Annotated in this window: 18 protein-coding genes; 11 read left to right on the top strand and 7 right to left on the bottom strand. The window is 74.5% G+C overall.

Features of this window, described 5'->3' with window-relative positions:
- Nucleotides 1-73 precede the first annotated feature (73 nt).
- From JD78_RS18295 to JD78_RS18280, 4 genes are read left to right on the top strand one after another with little or no spacing between them, the layout of a single operon-like run.
- Nucleotides 74-949, top strand: coding sequence for an FAD binding domain-containing protein (locus tag JD78_RS18295; protein ID WP_153362283.1), 876 nt, complete (start codon nucleotides 74-76; stop codon nucleotides 947-949).
- Nucleotides 946-1458, top strand: a complete 513-nt coding sequence (locus JD78_RS18290) for a (2Fe-2S)-binding protein (RefSeq protein ID WP_153362284.1) — start codon at nucleotides 946-948, stop codon at nucleotides 1456-1458. Before JD78_RS18295 ends, JD78_RS18290 begins: the two co-directional genes overlap by 4 nt.
- On the top strand, nucleotides 1455-3872 hold the full coding sequence (gene cutA / locus JD78_RS18285; protein ID WP_166521285.1) for an aerobic carbon-monoxide dehydrogenase large subunit: 2418 nt from the start codon (nucleotides 1455-1457) through the stop codon (nucleotides 3870-3872). The genes JD78_RS18290 and cutA overlap by 4 nt, the downstream gene beginning before the upstream one ends.
- A 10-nt stretch (nucleotides 3873-3882) precedes the next feature.
- Nucleotides 3883-4533: an SRPBCC family protein gene (locus tag JD78_RS18280; protein ID WP_153361245.1), complete on the top strand. Its 651-nt coding sequence runs from the start codon at nucleotides 3883-3885 to the stop codon at nucleotides 4531-4533.
- Nucleotides 4534-4541: 8 nt separating this feature from the next.
- On the opposite strand, the gene JD78_RS18275 is transcribed toward JD78_RS18280, so the two are convergent.
- Complete coding sequence (locus JD78_RS18275) at nucleotides 4542-4997, bottom strand: hypothetical protein (protein WP_153361246.1); 456 nt, start codon at nucleotides 4995-4997, stop codon at nucleotides 4542-4544.
- Nucleotides 4998-5219: 222 nt separating this feature from the next.
- Between JD78_RS18275 and JD78_RS18270 the strand changes: the two genes are divergently transcribed.
- The 5 genes from JD78_RS18270 to JD78_RS18250 are packed head-to-tail and all read left to right on the top strand — an operon-like array spanning nucleotide 5220 to nucleotide 8945.
- Nucleotides 5220-5813, top strand: a complete 594-nt coding sequence (locus tag JD78_RS18270) for a hypothetical protein (RefSeq protein ID WP_153361247.1) — start codon at nucleotides 5220-5222, stop codon at nucleotides 5811-5813.
- Nucleotide 5814: 1 nt separating this feature from the next.
- Entirely contained in the window at nucleotides 5815-6555 is a 741-nt protein-coding gene (locus JD78_RS18265) for a class F sortase (RefSeq protein WP_153361248.1), read from the top strand.
- A gap of 27 nt (nucleotides 6556-6582) precedes the next feature.
- On the top strand, nucleotides 6583-7245 hold the full coding sequence (locus JD78_RS18260; protein ID WP_153361249.1) for a DUF4232 domain-containing protein: 663 nt from the start codon (nucleotides 6583-6585) through the stop codon (nucleotides 7243-7245).
- Between the two features lie 16 nt (nucleotides 7246-7261).
- Complete coding sequence (locus JD78_RS18255) at nucleotides 7262-7969, top strand: response regulator transcription factor (RefSeq protein ID WP_153361250.1); 708 nt, start codon at nucleotides 7262-7264, stop codon at nucleotides 7967-7969.
- Nucleotides 7962-8945: a sensor histidine kinase gene (locus JD78_RS18250; RefSeq protein WP_153361251.1), complete on the top strand. Its 984-nt coding sequence runs from the start codon at nucleotides 7962-7964 to the stop codon at nucleotides 8943-8945. The genes JD78_RS18255 and JD78_RS18250 overlap by 8 nt, the downstream gene beginning before the upstream one ends.
- 2 nt (nucleotides 8946-8947) lie before the next feature.
- Here JD78_RS18250 and JD78_RS18245 read toward each other — a convergent pair whose 3' ends face one another.
- Nucleotides 8948-9487 (bottom strand): TetR/AcrR family transcriptional regulator, encoded by a 540-nt coding sequence (locus tag JD78_RS18245; RefSeq protein ID WP_153361252.1) that lies wholly within the window; start codon nucleotides 9485-9487, stop codon nucleotides 8948-8950.
- 87 nt (nucleotides 9488-9574) lie between these two features.
- Between JD78_RS18245 and JD78_RS18240 the strand changes: the two genes are divergently transcribed.
- Nucleotides 9575-10606, top strand: coding sequence for an aldo/keto reductase (locus JD78_RS18240; RefSeq protein WP_166521284.1), 1032 nt, complete (start codon nucleotides 9575-9577; stop codon nucleotides 10604-10606).
- Nucleotides 10607-10663: 57 nt separating this feature from the next.
- Here JD78_RS18240 and aztD read toward each other — a convergent pair whose 3' ends face one another.
- The 4 genes from aztD to aztB are packed head-to-tail and all read right to left on the bottom strand — an operon-like array spanning nucleotide 10664 to nucleotide 14884.
- A complete protein-coding gene (gene aztD, locus JD78_RS18235) occupies nucleotides 10664-11905 on the bottom strand; it encodes a zinc metallochaperone AztD (RefSeq protein WP_153361253.1) in 1242 nt (413 codons plus the stop codon).
- Between the two features lie 43 nt (nucleotides 11906-11948).
- Nucleotides 11949-12836 (bottom strand): zinc ABC transporter substrate-binding protein AztC, encoded by an 888-nt coding sequence (gene aztC, locus JD78_RS18230; protein ID WP_228395250.1) that lies wholly within the window; start codon nucleotides 12834-12836, stop codon nucleotides 11949-11951.
- 5 nt (nucleotides 12837-12841) lie between these two features.
- Nucleotides 12842-14047, bottom strand: a complete 1206-nt coding sequence (locus tag JD78_RS18225) for an ABC transporter (RefSeq protein WP_153361255.1) — start codon at nucleotides 14045-14047, stop codon at nucleotides 12842-12844.
- A gap of 21 nt (nucleotides 14048-14068) precedes the next feature.
- Nucleotides 14069-14884 carry a zinc ABC transporter permease AztB gene (gene aztB, locus JD78_RS18220; RefSeq protein WP_153361256.1) on the bottom strand — a complete coding sequence of 272 codons (816 nt, stop codon included), beginning with the start codon at nucleotides 14882-14884 and terminating at the stop codon, nucleotides 14069-14071.
- A gap of 49 nt (nucleotides 14885-14933) precedes the next feature.
- Here aztB and aztA point away from each other — a divergent pair, with 49 nt between their 5' ends.
- A complete protein-coding gene (gene aztA / locus JD78_RS18215; RefSeq protein ID WP_153361257.1) occupies nucleotides 14934-15596 on the top strand; it encodes a zinc ABC transporter ATP-binding protein AztA in 663 nt (220 codons plus the stop codon).
- On the opposite strand, the gene JD78_RS18210 is transcribed toward aztA, so the two are convergent.
- Complete coding sequence (locus JD78_RS18210; RefSeq protein ID WP_153361258.1) at nucleotides 15577-15984, bottom strand: RidA family protein; 408 nt, start codon at nucleotides 15982-15984, stop codon at nucleotides 15577-15579. The two genes, aztA and JD78_RS18210, sit on opposite strands and share 20 nt — an antisense overlap.
- Nucleotides 15985-16022: the final 38 nt, after the last annotated feature.

Genomic DNA, 16022 nt, shown 5'->3' with positions numbered 1-16022 from the left:
GTACTTCCGCCTCGCGGGACGGCGGTGACAGAGTGACGCCTTCCACATCTGCACCCGGAGGTGACCGCAGCCGGTGAAGCCCGCCCCGTTCGGCTACGCCGACCCGTCGTCGGTCGAGGAGGCGCTGCGCCTGCTCGACACCGAGGGCGCCAAGGTGCTCGCCGGCGGCCAGTCCCTGCTGCCGCTGCTGTCCATGCGCCTGGCCGCGCCCACCACGCTGGTCGACATCAACCGGGTGCCCGGGCTGGACCGGATCGAGGCCGGCGCCGACGGCGTCCGGGTGGGGGCCCTGGTGCGGCACGCGTCGCTGCTGGCCTCGGCCGAGGCCGCCGCCGTCCAGCCGCTGCTGGCCCGGGCGACGGCGAACGTGGCCCACCCGGCGATCCGGAACCGGGGGACGACGGTCGGCTCGATCGCGCACGCCGACCCCTCGGGGGAGATGACCGCGGTGCTGGCGCTGACGGACGGGTCCGTCACGGTCGCCACCCCGGGCGGGCCGGAGACCATCGGCTGGCGCGACTTCTTCGTCGGGCCGCTGGAGACCTCGGTGCACGGGCCCGCCGTCGTCACCGAGGCGTTCTTCCCCGCCCTGCCGGAGCGTTCGGGAACGGCGTTCGCCGAGATCGCCCGGCGCAAGGGCGACTACGCGGTGTGCGGCGCGGCCGTCGTCGTCACCCTGGACGCCGACCGCCGGGTCGCCGCGGCGCGCGCCGCCTACCTGTCGGTGGGGCTGGTGCCCGAGGTGCACGACCTGACCGACGCGGTCGGCGGTCAGCCGGTCGACACCGCCGACTGGACGGCGGCCGGCGAGCTGGCCCGCGGCCTGGTCGAGCCGGACGGCGACCTGCACGCCAGCGCCGACTACCGCAGGCTGCTGGTGGCCACGCTGACCGCCCGCACCCTGGCCGACGCCGCGGCCGAGGCAGCCTCCCGGACGGAGCAGCGATGACCGAGCAGACCCGGCAGATCACCGTCACCGTGAACGGTGTTGCACGTGAAGCATCCGTACCGGTGCGGTGGCTGCTGTCCGACGTCCTGCGGCACGAGTTCGGGCTGACCGGCACGCACGTCGGCTGCGAGCACGGGGTGTGCGGGGCCTGCACGGTGCTGGTCGACGGCGAGGCGACCCGCTCCTGCCTGGTGCTCGCCGTGCAGGTCGACGGGCACGAGGTGACCACCGTCGAGGGCCTCAGCCGGCCCGACCACCAGGGCGGGGAGGTGCTGCACCCGGTCCAGGAGGCGTTCCGCGAGTGCCACGCCCTGCAGTGCGGCTTCTGCACCCCGGGCTTCCTGACCACGATCGCCGCGGGTCTGGACGCCCGGGACGCGTCGGTGCCGATCTCCGACGACGAGGTCGACGAGCTGGTCGGCGGCAACCTGTGCCGCTGCACCGGCTACGCCAACATCAAGAAGGCCTGCCACCGCGCGGCCGAGACGATGCGCGAGGCGGCCCGGTGACCACGAAGTTCTTCGGCGAGCCGGTGCGCCGGCGCGAGGACGCCCGGCTGATCGTCGGCAAGGGCCGCTACCTCGACGACATCGACTCCGGCGCCTACGCCGCAGCCTTCGTCCGCAGCCCCTACGCGCACGCGCGCGTGGTGGACATCGACGTCGCCGACGCCCTGGACGTCGACGGGCTGCTGGCGATCTACACCTACGAGGACCTCACCGGCCCGATGGCCGAGCCGCTGCCGGTGCTCATCCCCCACCCGCAGCTCACCGCCCCGCGCACCGGTTACCCGCTGGTGCGCGACGTCGCGCGGCACGTGGGCGAGCCGGTGGTGATGGTGGTGGCCACCGACCGGTACGTCGCCGAGGACGCCGCGGACCGGATCTCGATCACCTGGGAGGAGCTCCCGGTGGTGGTCGGGGTCGACGCCGCCGAGCGGGCCGACGCCGTCGTCCACCCCGACGTCCCGGACAACATCGCCGCGCGGCACCACCAGGAGACCGGCGACGTCGAGGCGGCGCTGGCCGCGAGCACGCACACGCTCTCCTTCACCCAGTACTTCGAGCGCAGCGCCTCCATGCCGATGGAGGGCAAGGGCGTGCACGCGCGCTGGGACGACGCCGACTCCTCGCTGCGCGTGTACTCGAGCACCCAGGCGTCGACGTCGGTGCGGGCGGCGATCGCGGCGAAGCTGCAGCTGTCGATGGAGAAGGTCGAGGTCATCGCCCCGGACGTGGGCGGCGGGTTCGGCGTGAAGATCGTGCACCCGTGGCCGGAGGAGCTGCTGGTGCCGATGGCCGCCCGGCTGCTCGGGCACCCGGTGAAGTGGACCGAGGACCGGCGCGAGCACTTCATCTCCAGCGCGCACGAGCGGCAGCAGCGCCAGGAGATCACCATCGGCTACGACGACGACGGCCGGATCACCGCCCTCGACGTCCTGGTCTGGCACGACCACGGCGCGTACACGCCCTACGGGATCATCGTGCCGATCAACACCGCGACCCAGCTGCTCGGGCCCTACGACATCCCGGTCTACCGGGCGGTGGTGAACAGCGTCTACACCAACACCGTCATCGTCACGCCGTACCGCGGGGCCGGGCGCCCGCAGGGCTGCTTCGCGATGGAGCGGGCGATGGACCGGATCGCGCAGGAGCGCGGGCTGGACCGGCTGGAGGTGCGGATGCGCAACCTCATCCAGCCCGACCAGTTCCCCTACGACTGGGGCCTGACCTTCCAGGACGGCCGGCCGCTGGTCTACGACTCCGGCGACTACCCGGGGATGATGGACAAGCTGCGGGCGCTGGCCGACTGGGACGGCTTCGGCGAGCGCCGGGCGGAGGCCGAGGAGCGCGGGAAGCTGCGCGGGATCGGGCTGGCCCCCTACGTGGAGGGCACCGGGCCGGGGCCGTACGAGGGCGCGCACGTGCAGGTGCTGGGCAGCGGGAAGGTGCTGGTCTCCACCGGGCTGACGTCGCAGGGGCAGGGGCACGAGACGGTGTTCGCCCAGCTGGCGGCGGCCGAGCTCGGCGTGCCGATCGAGGACGTCGAGGTGACCACCGGCGACACCCGGCGGTTCGGCTATGCGGTGGGCACCTTCGCCTCGCGGGCCGCGGTGGTCAGCGGCAACGCGGTCGCCCAGGCGGCGCGCGGGGTGCGGGAGAAGGCGCTGCGGATCGCCGCCGACGTGCTGGAGGTCGACCCGGCCGACCTGGAGATCGACGAGGGCCTGATCGGGGTCAAGGGGACGCCGGGGGCGACGATCCCGCTGCGCACGGTGGCGGTGCTGTCCAACCCGCTGCGGTACGCCTTCGACGAGGCGGCGCGGCAGGCCACCCAGTTCGCCGGGCCGGGCGACGACTCGAAGCCGCCGGTGGCCGAGGGCGACGCACCGGGGCTGGAGCACACCGACTACTACTCGCCGCTGCGCTCGACGTTCGCCTCCGGCGCGCACGCAGCGGAGGTGGAGATCGACCCGGCGACGTGGGAGATCGAGATCGTGCAGTACTCGGTGGTGCACGACTGCGGCAACGTGGTGAACCCGATGATCGTCGAGGGCCAGGTGCACGGCGGGGTGGCGCAGGGCGTGGGCGGGGCGCTGTACGAGCGGATGGCCTACGACCGCGACGGGCAGCTGACCAACGCCTCGTTCATGGACTTCCTCATGCCCTACGCGAGCGAGGTGCCGCCGGTGGTGATCGACCACCAGGAGACCCCGTCGCCGCTGAACGCGCTGGGCATCAAGGGCGCCGGCGAGGCCGGCGTCATCCCGGGGTCGGCGGCCATCGCCTCGGCGATCGAGGACGCGGTGGGACGGCGGATCGCGGCGATGCCGATCTCGCCGACGGAGCTGTACGACCTGGTGCGCTCGGACACCGAGCGCGTGATCAACTCTTCTCCCGACGCGACTGGAGCGATGGCATGAGGGACCTGGCGTGAACCTGGACGGCAGTGCGGTGCTCTCGGCGGCGCCGGAGCAGGTGTGGTCGGTGATCACCGACCCGGCGGTGCTGGCGCGGACGATCCCCGGGTGCGAGTCGCTGCAGCAGGTGGGCGAGGACAGCTACACGATGGTCGTCTCGGCCGGCGTGGGCGCGATCCGCGGGAAGTACGCCGGTGAGGTGCGGCTGAGCGACCTCACGTTCCCGTCGTCGTACGTGATGCACGCCAGCGGTTCGGGCGGGCCGGGGTCGGTGCGGGCGACGGTGCAGATCAAGCTGGTGCCCTCCGGCGATGGCACCGAGCTGACGTACTCGGCGGACGCCGTGGTCGGCGGGGCCGTGGCGGGTGTGGGGCAGCGGATGATCACCGGGGTCGCCAAGCGGATGGCCGGGCAGTTCTTCGCCGCCATCGACCAGGAGCTGACCGAGCCCAACGTGGTCGCCGAGGTGGCGCCACTGGCCGCAGACGGTTCCGCGGGAACGTCCACCGGGCCCGAGCAGTACGCGACCATCACCGGGCGCATGCGGCCGACGACCGGCTGGGTGCCGGCGGAGGCCAAGCCCCTGCTGGTCGGCGCCGCCGGCGGCGGCCTGCTCACGTTGCTCGGCGTCTGGGTCGGCTACCTCCTCGGCCGCCGCGGCTGAGCCGAGGCCTACGACCCGACCGGCTCGGCGAGGTTCGGCCCGGCGACCTGCCAGCCGTCCTCCAGCTCCCCGGAGAAGTCGTCCGGGAGGAGTACGGCGGTGCCCCGCTCGACCTCCGCGCCGCCCACCGCGACCCAGACCCCGCGCCGGTCGAACTCCGCGTCGTCCGCGCACGACGCACCCAGCACCCAGTCGCCGTCCTCGACGGACCCCGTCAGCGCGACGACACACCAGGGGTGGTCGGCCGGGCCCCGCGCGGCGTAGACGGCGGAGCCCTCCACCTCACCGATGTAGCGGAGCTCGCCCAGCTCCGCAGGCAGCTGGACGCCGTCGGGGACGGCGTCCTCCGTCGTCGCGGGACGGTCGAACGCGGCCAGCTCGGGTGCGGCAGAACTGCTGCACCCAGCGAGGGCGAGCAGGGCCGCAGCGACGGAGGCAGCTGTCGCCCTCGATGCCGGTGACATGAGCGGACGGTAGCGGAGGCGGGCCCTCACCGGCCCGCCGTCCACACCCGCTCGGACGGCGCCTGACGGCTCCGGGCAGCGGCCGGGCGATCGCCGTGAGGGTGTGTCGGATCCGTGACACGGCATGCCGGGACTGCGACGTCGGCGCCACGGCCGGGCCACACCGGCTCCCTAGCGTCGTTGGTGCGAGTTGCAGGCACCAACGACATCCGAGGAGACAGCATGCGAGGCACGTTCATCACCGCCGCCACGATCTTCCTGACGGTCGGCACCGGGGTCGGCATGGCTGCCGCCGCCGACGCGACCGAGATCCAGTTCCCGGCCGGCGGGACGTCGCAGTCGGTCTCCGGCTCCCTGGCCGCGGGCGGCGAGGACAGCTACACCCTCGACGCCGACGCCGGGCAGACCGCCACCGTCCACTTCACCCGCAGCTCCGACACGGAGCGGTGGACGCTCGTCGGGCCGGACGGCACCCCGCTGCACACCGGCATGACCGAGCAGCAGGAGGACGTGACGACGAAGCTGCCGGCCACCGGCACCTACCGGATCGACGTGCAGACCACCGACGCCGGCGACTACACCCTGGCGCTCACCATCGACAGCAGCTCGGGCTCCAGCGGCCAGGCCGGCACTGGCGGTCAGGTCAGCCAGGTGCCGACGGGCGCCGCGGACACCGGGGGTGGCGCCACCGGCGGGATCGAGGACGCCGGTCTGCTGGGTGCCGGCGCGGCGTCGCTGGCTGCGGCCGGCGCGTTCGGGGCCGTGGCCCTCCGGCGCCGCCGGACCGCCGCCACCACCCTGCCGGACGCCCACTGAGATGCCCGCTCAGCTCCGGCCGGCCCGGGCCGGCGGGGACGCACCCCGCCGGCCCGGCCGGGTCGCCGGCCTCCTCGCCGCGCTGCTCGCCGTCCTGGCGGCGGTGCTGTTCGGGTGCGGCGCCGCATCCCAGGAGCAGGCAGCCGAGCCACCGGCGTCGCTGACCTCCTCCGCACCGACCGCCGCCCCGACGTCCGGCGCACCCGGGTCCGGTAGGGCCCCGGACAGCACCAGTCCGCAGACCACCAGCGCGTCGACCGGGCCGGTCCTGCCGGCCTCGACCCCCACGGTGCTGGACGTGCCCCGCCTGGGCGTGCACCACGACCTGGTCGAGCTCGGCCTCAACCCCGACGGCACGGTCGAGGTGCCGCCGCTGTCGCAGGTCCGGACGCCGGGCTGGTACCGCTACTCGCCCACACCCGGCGAGCTGGGGCCGGCCGTGATCCTGGGGCACATCGACGCCGCCGAGTACGGGAAGGGCGTCTTCTACGACCTGGGCAGCATGCGCCCCGGCGACGAGGTGGACGTGACCCGGGCCGACGGCACCGTCGCCGTCTTCGCCGTCACCGACGTCGGCCAGTACGACAAGGACGACTTCCCCACGGACGCCGTCTACGGCGACCTCGACCACGCCGGGCTCCGGCTGATCACCTGTGGAGGAGCCTTCGATGCGCAGACCCGCAGCTACGAGGACAACATCGTCGTCTTCGCGCGGCTGCGGTCCAGCCACCCGGCTGGTTGAGGAGCCCAACCGGCCTAGGGTGGGCCCGTGATCTCGGCCCGGCCCGTGCTGCGCGCGCTGGTCGTCGCCGGGTGCGGGCTCGTGCTCGCCGGCTGCTCGTTCGAGGGCAGCGTCACCGCCACGGACGACACCTCGTCCACCGGTGGTCCGCCCACCCGCACCGGTGCACCGACGGCGACGTCGCCCGACGGGTCCCCCGCACCGGCGGGGTCGACGACGCCGACCACGAGCTCGTCCCCACCGGCTCCCGCAGGCGACGGGGGAACATCGCCCGCGGTGGAGCGCTGCCACTCCGGCGACCTCGTCGGCCGCCTGGTGACCGAGGACTCCTCGGCCGGCCACCGGCACGCGCAGATCGAACTGCGCAACATCAGCGGCTCGACCTGTCACGTCCGTGGGTACGGCGGCGTCCAGCTGATCGACGAGTACCAGCAGCACCTGGCCACCGAGCAGGACCGGGTGTCACCGCCGGCACCGGCGACGGTCACCGTGGGGCCCGGCGGCACCACGACGTCCGAGCTGACCTGGGCCGTCATCCCCGGCGCCGCCGACGCCGACTCCGGGCCGTGCCAGCCCGAGCCGACGACGCTGTCGGTCATCCCGCCGGACGAGACCGAGCCGCTGGCGCTGGCGTGGAGCCTCGGCCCGGTGTGCCAGGGCGGCACGATCCAGCAGCAGGCCTACCGCTGAGCGGGGGAGGAGACCGATGCCGAGCGTGCTGCTCGTCGACGACGAACCGGCGATCACCGACAACCTGACCCCGTTCCTCAGCCGGGCGGGCTTCGACGTGCGGGTCGCCCGGGACGGCGAGAGCGCCCTGGAGCTGCTCGGCTCCGCCGTCCCGGACCTGCTGGTCCTCGACGTGCTGCTGCCCGGGCTGGACGGGCGTGCGGTGCTGCGTCGCGTGCGGAAGGAGCACGGCGCGCTGCCGGTCATCCTGCTCACCCAGGTCGGGGAGTCGGCCGAGCGCGCGATGGCCCTCGAGGAGGGCGCCGACGACTACCTCAACAAGCCGTTCGACCCGCAGGAGCTGGTCGCCCGGATCCGCGCGGTGCTGCGCCGCGGCCCGGGCGGCGACGGCCCGTCACTGACCGGGGCGCAACGGCTGCGGGCGGGCAGCGTGGTGCTCGACCGCGCCTCCCAGCGCGTGCACCGGGACGACCACGAAGTGGTGCTGACGCCGCGCGCGACCGTGCTGCTCGGCTACTTCATGACCCACCCGGACGAGCTGCTGTCCCGGGAACGGTTGCTGGAGGCGGTCTGGGGCTGGACCTACCAGAGCAGCGCCCGCGCGGTCGACACCCGGGTGGCCGAGCTGCGCCGGGTGCTGGAGGACGACGCTGCGAACCCGACGCTGATCACCACGGTGCCCGGGATGGGCTACCGCTTCTCCGCCCCCGTCGAACGTGCCTGAGCCGCGCCGCCCAGCCCGCCGGGCTCCTCGCCGCCGCCCGCCCGGGGGCTGGATCGGGGCCGGACTGCTCGCCGGGCTGCCGGCACTGCTCGGGATCGCCGCCGAGATCGCGGCCCACACCGGCACGCTCGGCGACCCCCGGGTCGGCGTCCAGGGGAGTGCGCTGCGGAGCGACTGGCTGCTGGCGGCCGGCCTCGCGCTGAGCCTGCTCGCCGGCGTCGTCGTGGCCGGGGCCTGGGAGCGGCAGCGGCACCGGCGACAGGTCGTCGTGGACCAGGCCGAGGCCGCCGCCGCGGACCGGCGGCTCCTGCTCTCCCGGCTGGACCACGAACTGAAGAACCCGCTCACCGCGATGCGCGCCGCCGTCGCGAACGCCGCGGCCGCCGAGCCCGGCGCCGACCTGCACACGGCGCTGGGCAGCATCGGGGAGCAGCTGCTCCGGCTCAGCCGGCTGACCGCGGACCTGCGCAAGATCGCCGAGGTGCAGACCGGCTCGCTCGACTCCGAACCGGTCGACGTCTCCGCACTCCTGACCGAGGCGGTGGAGGTCGTCGGTGAGCAACCGGACGCCGCGGGACGGGACATCCGGCTGGACCTGCCCCGCGCGCCGTGGCCGCTGCCGCCGGTGCGGGGGGACTACGACCTGCTCTCGCTCGCCGTGGTCAACCTGGTCGACAACGCGGTCAAGTACACGCCGACCGGCGGGACGGTGGAGGTGCGGGCCCGGGAGACCGCCGGGTCTGTGCTCATCGAGGTCGCCGACACCGGCGCGGGCATCGACCCCACCGACCTGCCGCACGTCTGGGAGGAGCTGTACCGCAGCCCGCGGGCCCGCCGGGTGCCCGGCAGCGGGCTCGGGCTGCCCCTGGTCCGGGCGGTGGTGGAGCGGCACGGCGGCACGGTCGCCGCCGACAGCCGGCTCGGCGCGGGTACCGCGGTCCGGCTCCGCCTGCCCGCGGCAACGCCGGAGGCCTGACCTCAGCTGACGCGCAGACCGTCCAGAGCGGTGGCCAGGATCGGGCGGGAGTACTCGGGGTCGCCGTGGATCGCGCTGACCGCGATGACCATGTCGAGCACCTGCTCCAGGGTCAGGTCACCGCGGATCTCCCCCGCCTCCTGCGCGGCGGCCAGCAGTGGCCGGCCGGCGGCGAGCACCCGCTCCCGGCTGCGGTCCAGCACCGGCCCCGGCCCCTCCGCCTGGGCGAGCAGCTCGGCGGCGATCTGGTGCTTGCTGGCGAAGAACTCGGCGAACCGGAGCACCCAGGCGAGCAGCCGTTCACCCGCGGTCTCGCCCTCCGGCGAGGCGGCCGCGGCGCAGACGGCGTCGACCTGGTCGGTGTACAGCGCCTCCAGCAGGTCCTGCCGGCCCGGGAAGTTCCGGTAGAGCGTCGCCATGCCGACGTCGGCGCGGCGGGCGATCTCAGCCATGGAGAGCACAGCGCCTTCGGCGAACCCGGCTCGCGCGACCTCGAGGATCCGGCCCCGGTTGCGCTCGGCATCCGCTCTTCTGGGAGGCATGACTTCCTAACCGGAAAGGGTGTCCGTTACGGTGAGCGGACAGGCTGTCCGTTTCGGGCACAGCCTACCCAGACCGAGGAGCACCCCGTGGAACAGCGACCCCTGGGCCGGACCGGCATGTCCGTCAGCCAGCTCTGCCTCGGCGCCATGATGTTCGGCGCCGTCGGCAACCCCGACCACGACGAGGGCGTGCGGATCGTCCACCGCGCCCTCGACGCCGGGATCACGTTCATCGACACCGCCGACGTCTACTCCGGCGGCGAGTCCGAGGAGGTCGTCGGCAAGGCCCTGGCCGGCGGACGGCGCGACGGCGTCGTCCTGGCCACCAAGGTCGGCCTGCCGTTCGGGCAGGACCCGAACCAGCGCGGGATGTCCCGGCGCTGGATCACCGAGGCGGTGGAGAACTCGCTGCGCCGCCTCGGCACCGACTGGATCGACCTCTACCAGCTGCACCGGCTCGACCCGGCCACCGACGTCGACGAGGCCCTGGGCGCACTGTCCGACCTGGTGCACGCCGGCAAGATCCGGGCCTTCGGCGCCTCCACCGTGCCGGCGTCGGAGATCGTCGAGGCGCAGTGGACCGCCGAGCGCCGCGGCCGGGAGCGGTTCCGCACCGAGCAGCCGCCGTACTCGATCCTGACCCGCGCCGTGGAGGTCGACGTCCTGCCCACCGCCCAGCGGTACGGCATGGGCGTGCTCAGCTACAGCCCGCTGGCCGGCGGCTGGCTGTCCGGCAAGTACCGCAAGGGCCAGGAGGTCAGCGGCCCGGGCTCGGTCGGCCGGGCGCAGCGCTTCCCCGGGGTCTACGACGCCGCGAACCCGGCGAACGCCGCGAAGCTGGACGCCGCCGACGCCCTCGGCGCGCTCGCCGACGAGTCCGGGCTGACACTGGTGCAGCTGGCCATCGCCTTCGTCGTCCGGCACCCGGCGGTGACCTCGGCGATCGTCGGGCCGCGGACGATGGACCACCTGGAGTCCTACCTGGCCGCCGACGACGTCGAGCTGTCGGACGACGTCCTCGACCGGATCGACGCGATCGTCCCGCCCGGCCACACGATCAACGTCGGCGACAACATGTGGACGACGCCCGCGCTCACCCCGGCAGCCCGCCGCCGCTGAGACGGCGATCGCCCGGGCCGGCGAGGTGCCGGCCCGGGCGATCGGAGGTGGTCGGGGTCAGCCGGTGACGACGGCGATCTCGTTCGGGGTGACGTCGAGCTCGCCGGTGGCCAGCACCTCGCCGGTGGCCAGGTCGACCGCGTGCACCGCGTTCGCGGCCGGCTCGGTGACGTAGGCGATCCCGTCGACGACCTTCAGCGCCGGGTGCGGGTCCTGCCACTCGGCCGGGCCCTCCCAGGCGTCGATCACCGGAAAGCTCTCCAGCAGCTCACCGGACTCCTCGTCGAACAGGTGCAGGCCACCGTCCGAGCCGAGCACGACCGCCTCGTCCCGCGGGCCGCGGGCCAGGTCGCGGAAGGTGTACTGCACGCCCTCGGGCAGCGGGACGATCGTCAGGGTGCCGGCCGCGGTGTCGACCAGCGCGATGTCGGAGAGCAGGTAGCCCTCCAGGTCCGGGTCGCTCTTGTAGTCGCCCAGCGCGACCGGCGAGGACTCGGTGGTGAAGATGTTGCCGGTGCGGCCGTACTCGTCGGGGGCGGGGAGCTTGGTGAACTCGCCGTCGAAGACCAGCACGCCGTCGTCGCAGCCGAAGACGGCGACCTCGCCGGCCACGGTGCCCTCGCCGTGCACGCCCGGGCACTCCTCGTTGCGGGCGGTCTCCTCACCGGCGGGGTCGAGCACGCGGACGCCGCTGCGCCCGTCCTCGTTGCCGAGGGTGGACAGCATGCGGCCGTCCTCGAGCTCGATGGCGACGCCGTGGTGGGCGGCCTCCGACGTCCACTCCTCGGTCTCCGGCAGACCCTCGGAGCTGCGCAGGGCGGCGGTCTCGAAGGAGGTGATGTCGCCGGTGCCGTCGGCGAACAGCACCGTGCGGTCGCCGTGGACGACGACGTGCCCGGCGGTGTCGGCGGCGAAGACGTCGTCGGTCAGCTCGGACTCGCCGGCGTAGGAGGTGCCGCCGTCGGTCCAGACGCCGGCGTCGATCACCTGGAAGCCCTCGTCGGTGGTGAGCAGGGCGTGCCGGCCGTCACCGGCGGCGTTGACCCGGAGGAAGCCGCCCTTCTCGTGGTCGCCGACGACCTCGAGGGTGTCGGCGTCGAGCACCAGGACGCCGCCGTCGTAGGTGAGCACCACGCGGGGCTGCGCGGCCGACACCTCCTCGACGGAGGCGGCCGGGGAGACCTCGCCGGACGAGGCCTCGGAGTCGGTGTCGCCGGAGCTGGAGCAACCGGCGACGAGGAGACCGACCGCGCCCAGCATCGCCAGGCGGGTCGGAGCGGACAGACGCGCAGAGTTCATGACAGGAACCCTACTGATAACGATTCTCATTTCCAACACTGGGTCAGCGGAGCCCGTCGACGATGTCCGCGGTGTTGGCCCGCATCATCTCCAGGTAGGTGTCCGCGCCACCCCCGTCGGCGGTCAGCGACTCGGTGAACAGCGGGACGACGGCGACGTCGAGGCCGGCCTGCTCCGCCATCACCTGGGCCAGCCGGTCGGGCTGCGAGGAGTCGGCGAAGACCGTGCGGACCCCGGCCTCGCGGACCGCGGTGGCCAGCTCGTCGAGGTCGCTGGCGCTGGGCGAGGCCAGCGTGGTACCGCTGGGGATCACCGCGCCCACCACCGTGAAGCCGTACCGCGCGGCGAGGTGGCCGAACACGTGGTGGTTGGTGACCAGGGCCCGGCGCTCCGCGGGGATCTGCGCGAACTCCGCCGCCAGCTCCGCGTCGAGCTCGGCGACCTCCGCGCGGTACCGGGCGACGTCGGCGGCCAGCTGGTCGGCGTCCAGACCGTCGACGTCGGCCAGCGCCCCGCCCACCCCGTCGACGACGGCCCGCACCTGCTGCGGGTCGGTCCAGAAGTGCGGGTCGACCCCGGAGGCGTCCTCGGTGGTCCACTCGACCGGCTCGACGAACTCCCCCGCCTCCACGACCGGGACGCCGTCCTCCCGGGCGGCGTCGACGTGGGTCAGCACCCCCTCCTCCAGCCCCAGGCCGTTGGCGACCAGGAGGTCCGCGGCGCGCATCCGGGCCGCCTCCTGCGCCGACACCTCGAACGAGTGCGGATCGGCGCCGGGCTGCATGAGCGTGACCACCTCGGCCTGGTCCCCCACCAGCTCGCCGACGACGTCGCCCAGGATGTTCGTGGTGACCACCACCAGCGGCCGGTCACCGGCCGCGGCGCCACCACAACCGGTGAGGAGCAGCGCTGCGAGGAGCAGCCCGGCCACGCGCCTCACAGCCCGGTCTCCGCGAGGTGCGCCGGCGCGACCTCGGTCGGGAACGAGCGGGCCAGCCGCGCGCCGTCGGCGTAGTCCACCTCGACCAGCCGGTCGCCGCCCGGCACGTTCACGTAGGCCCGGTCGGCGTCCACCTGCAGGTCGACCTCGTCGAGCCGGTCGACCGGCAGCAGCTGCTCGGTCGCCACGATCGCGCCGTCCTCGGGGGTGAGGACGACGACCCGGCCCGCCGTGTCGACCCCGACCACCCGGTCCTCGGCGTCGTCGGCGGCCACCGCGTGCACCCAGGGGGTGTCGGTGGGCACCAGCTGCCAGGTGCGCGCCCGGCTGTCCAGCACCCACACGCCGCGCTGCCCCGCCGGCGCGGCCACCGACGGGCGGCCCGCGCGGTTGGCGAACGCGGCAGCCCGGTCCTCGTCGGCCACCGGCTCGGGGTAGGGGATGCGCTCGAAGGCCACGCCGTCCTCGGTGCCGGTGGCCAGCACCGCGCCGTCGGCGCAGGAGACGACCACCCCGACCCGGGTGGCGTGCCCACCGCGCGGCTCGGCGCACTCGGTCTCGGCCCCGGGCAGCTGCTCGCCGTCGGCGTCCAGGGCCACGACGGACCCGGCCGTGGTGGCGACCAGCCGGTTGCCCAGCGGCACCAGGGCGCCGTCGTGCGGCTCGGCGTCCACCCGGGCGACCTCGGTCAGCTCGCCGTCGCCCAGCGCCGTGCGGTCGAGCACGAGCCCGGCGCCGGTGTCCGGGGAGAACAGCGCGGTGAGGGTCTCCGACGAGGCCGCCCGGACGCCGCCGGACCAGTCCAGCGTGCCGACCACCCGGGCCGGGGCCCGGTAGTAGTGCACGTGGTCGCCGTGGTCGACGGTCCAGGTGCCGGTGTCGACGACGGTGAGCTCGCCGTCGGGCTCGGAGGCCGCGAACAGGAAACGGCCGTCGGTGGCGACCGCCGCGACGCCGCCCACGTCACCCAGCTCGGCCGACTCCTCGGTGAGCAGGTCGACGGCGCGCACCGAGCCCGCGTCGTCGAGGTAGGCCAGCTGCAGCTGCGGCTCGGTCAGCTCGGCGGCGCCCTCGACGTAGCCGTGCCCCCCGGTGGTCGGCGCCGCGCCCGCGCTGGAGGGCTCGACGGCGTCGGAGCCGCAGCCGGCGAGCAGCAGCACGCAGGTCAGGGCACTCAGGGCGAAGCGGGGCGGACGGGACACGGAGGGCTCCAGAGATCGGGTTCAGCGGGGGACGACGGCGCGCGCGGTGACCGAGAGGGCCACCAGCGCGACCGCGGAGAAGGCGATGGAGGCACCACCGGCGGTGCCGGCGTGCCAGGACAGGAGCAGGCCGGCGAGCACGGCCACGGCGCCGAACAGCGCCCCGAGCGCCATGGTCGAGGGCAACCGGGCGGTCCACTGGCGGGCCGCGGCAGCGGGCGCCAGCAGCAGCGCGACGACCAGCAGGGTGCCGATCGCCTGGTAGGACGTGACGACCGCCGCCGTCACCAGCAGCACCATGGCCACGTGCGCCGCGCGGGGGCGCAGCCCGAGGGTGGCCGCGGTGCGTGGATCGAAGGACAGCGCGACGAAGGGCCGGTGCAGCAGCGCGGTCGCCCCGATCAGGACGACCAGGGCGACCGCGAGCAGCCACAGGTCGGCGGCCCGGATGCCCAGGACGTCACCGAAGAGGATCGCCGTGACGTCGGTGGCGAAGGAACGCGACCGGGAGACGATGGCGATCCCGAGCGAGAGCATGCCGACGAAGAGCAGCCCGATGGCCGTGTCGTGGGACAGGCCGGCCCGCCGGGACACCACGCCGACCCCGACGCTCATCACCCCGGCGCTCACCGCGGCACCCACCAGCGGCGGCCAGCCGGCGAGCACCGCCACCGCGACCCCGGGCAGCATGCCGTGGGCGAGCGCCTCACCGAGGAAGGCCATCCCCCGGACGACGACCCAGGTGCCGACCACCGCGCAGGTGACCGCGGCGAGCACGCCGCCCAGCAGCGCCCGCTGCATGAACGGGAGCAGGAACGGGTCGGTCAGCCAGGCCACAACCGGGAACGATACTGGGAACCGTTCTCATCATTGTTAGCCTGGGTCAGTGACCACCGAGCTCCTGGCCGTCCGGGACCTGACCGTCCGCCGCGGCAGCACCGTCGCGCTCGACGGCGTGACGGCCGAGTTGCCGGCCGGCGCGGTGACGGCGCTGGTGGGCCCCAACGGCGCCGGGAAGTCGACCCTGCTCGACGTGCTCGCCGGCGTGCTCCCCCCGACGGCCGGCCGGGTCGAGCGCCGCCGCGGCACCAGCGTGGCGTACGTGCCCCAGCGCAGCGCGGTCAGCGCCCACCTGCCGCTGACGGTCGCCGACACCCTGGCCATGGGCCGCTGGCGCGACCGCGGGCCGTGGCGGCGGCTCCGCCGGTCCGACCGGGACCTGGTCGCCGCCTGCGCGGAGCGGCTGGGGCTCACCCCGCTGCTGGGCCGGCCGCTGTCCGCGGTCTCCGGCGGGCAGCGGCAGCGGGCGCTCGTCGCCCAGGGGCTGGTGGCCCGTGCCGACGTGCTGCTCGTCGACGAGCCCACCGCCGGCGTCGACGCGGTGACGCAGGAGGCGCTGCTGGCGGCGCTGCGCGCCGAGGCCGAGCGGGGTGCGGTGGTGCTGCACGCGACGCACGAGGACGCCGCGGTGGCACACGCCGACGCCGTGCTGGCGCTCGACCAGGGCCGCGTCGTCGACGCCCCCGCCGTCAGTCCAGGACGGCGGTGACCTGCACCTCGACCAGGAAGTCCGGGTCGAAGAGCACCGAGACGCCGATCAGCGACGCCGGAGCCGCCGGGGTGACCCCGAGGTCGGCGGAGGCCCGGGCCACGCCCTCGAGGAAGGCCGGCATCTTGTCCAGCGTCCAGTCGACGACGAAGACGGTCATCGTCGCGACGTCGGCGAAGGTCGCCCCGGCCGCGGCCAGGGCGGTGCCGGCGTTGCGGTAGGCCTGCGCGACCTGGGCGGCGAAGTCGCCCACGCCGACCTTCTCGCCCGTGGCGTCGACGGCGACCTGCCCGGCGACGAACACCTGCCGCGACCCGGTCGCCACCGACACCTGGTGGTAGACGTCGGGCGCCGGCAGTCCGGCCGGATTGGTCAGGGTGATGGCCATGCTGACTCCTCGCTCCACAGGCCCGGCCGATCCGGGCT

It is taken from the genome of Modestobacter roseus (assembly GCF_007994135.1).
Classification (GTDB): domain Bacteria; phylum Actinomycetota; class Actinomycetes; order Mycobacteriales; family Geodermatophilaceae; genus Modestobacter; species Modestobacter roseus.
The sequence above is the reverse complement of the archived record's forward strand: the minus strand, read 5'-3'. Positions and strand labels throughout refer to the sequence as shown.

Excerpts from the sequence above, each read along its gene's own strand:
- JD78_RS18245 (WP_153361252.1), bottom strand. The coding sequence starts at position 9,487 with ATGCCTCCCAGAAGAGCGGATGCCGAGCGCAACCGGGGCCGGATCCTC.
- JD78_RS18210 (WP_153361258.1), bottom strand. The coding sequence starts at position 15,984 with ATGGCCATCACCCTGACCAATCCGGCCGGACTGCCGGCGCCCGACGTC.
- JD78_RS18270 (WP_153361247.1), top strand. The coding sequence starts at position 5,220 with ATGCGAGGCACGTTCATCACCGCCGCCACGATCTTCCTGACGGTCGGC.
- JD78_RS18290 (WP_153362284.1), top strand. The coding sequence starts at position 946 with ATGACCGAGCAGACCCGGCAGATCACCGTCACCGTGAACGGTGTTGCA.
- JD78_RS18255 (WP_153361250.1), top strand. The coding sequence starts at position 7,262 with ATGCCGAGCGTGCTGCTCGTCGACGACGAACCGGCGATCACCGACAAC.
- aztD (WP_153361253.1), bottom strand. The coding sequence starts at position 11,905 with ATGAACTCTGCGCGTCTGTCCGCTCCGACCCGCCTGGCGATGCTGGGC.
- JD78_RS18265 (WP_153361248.1), top strand. The coding sequence starts at position 5,815 with ATGCCCGCTCAGCTCCGGCCGGCCCGGGCCGGCGGGGACGCACCCCGC.
- JD78_RS18275 (WP_153361246.1), bottom strand. The coding sequence starts at position 4,997 with ATGTCACCGGCATCGAGGGCGACAGCTGCCTCCGTCGCTGCGGCCCTG.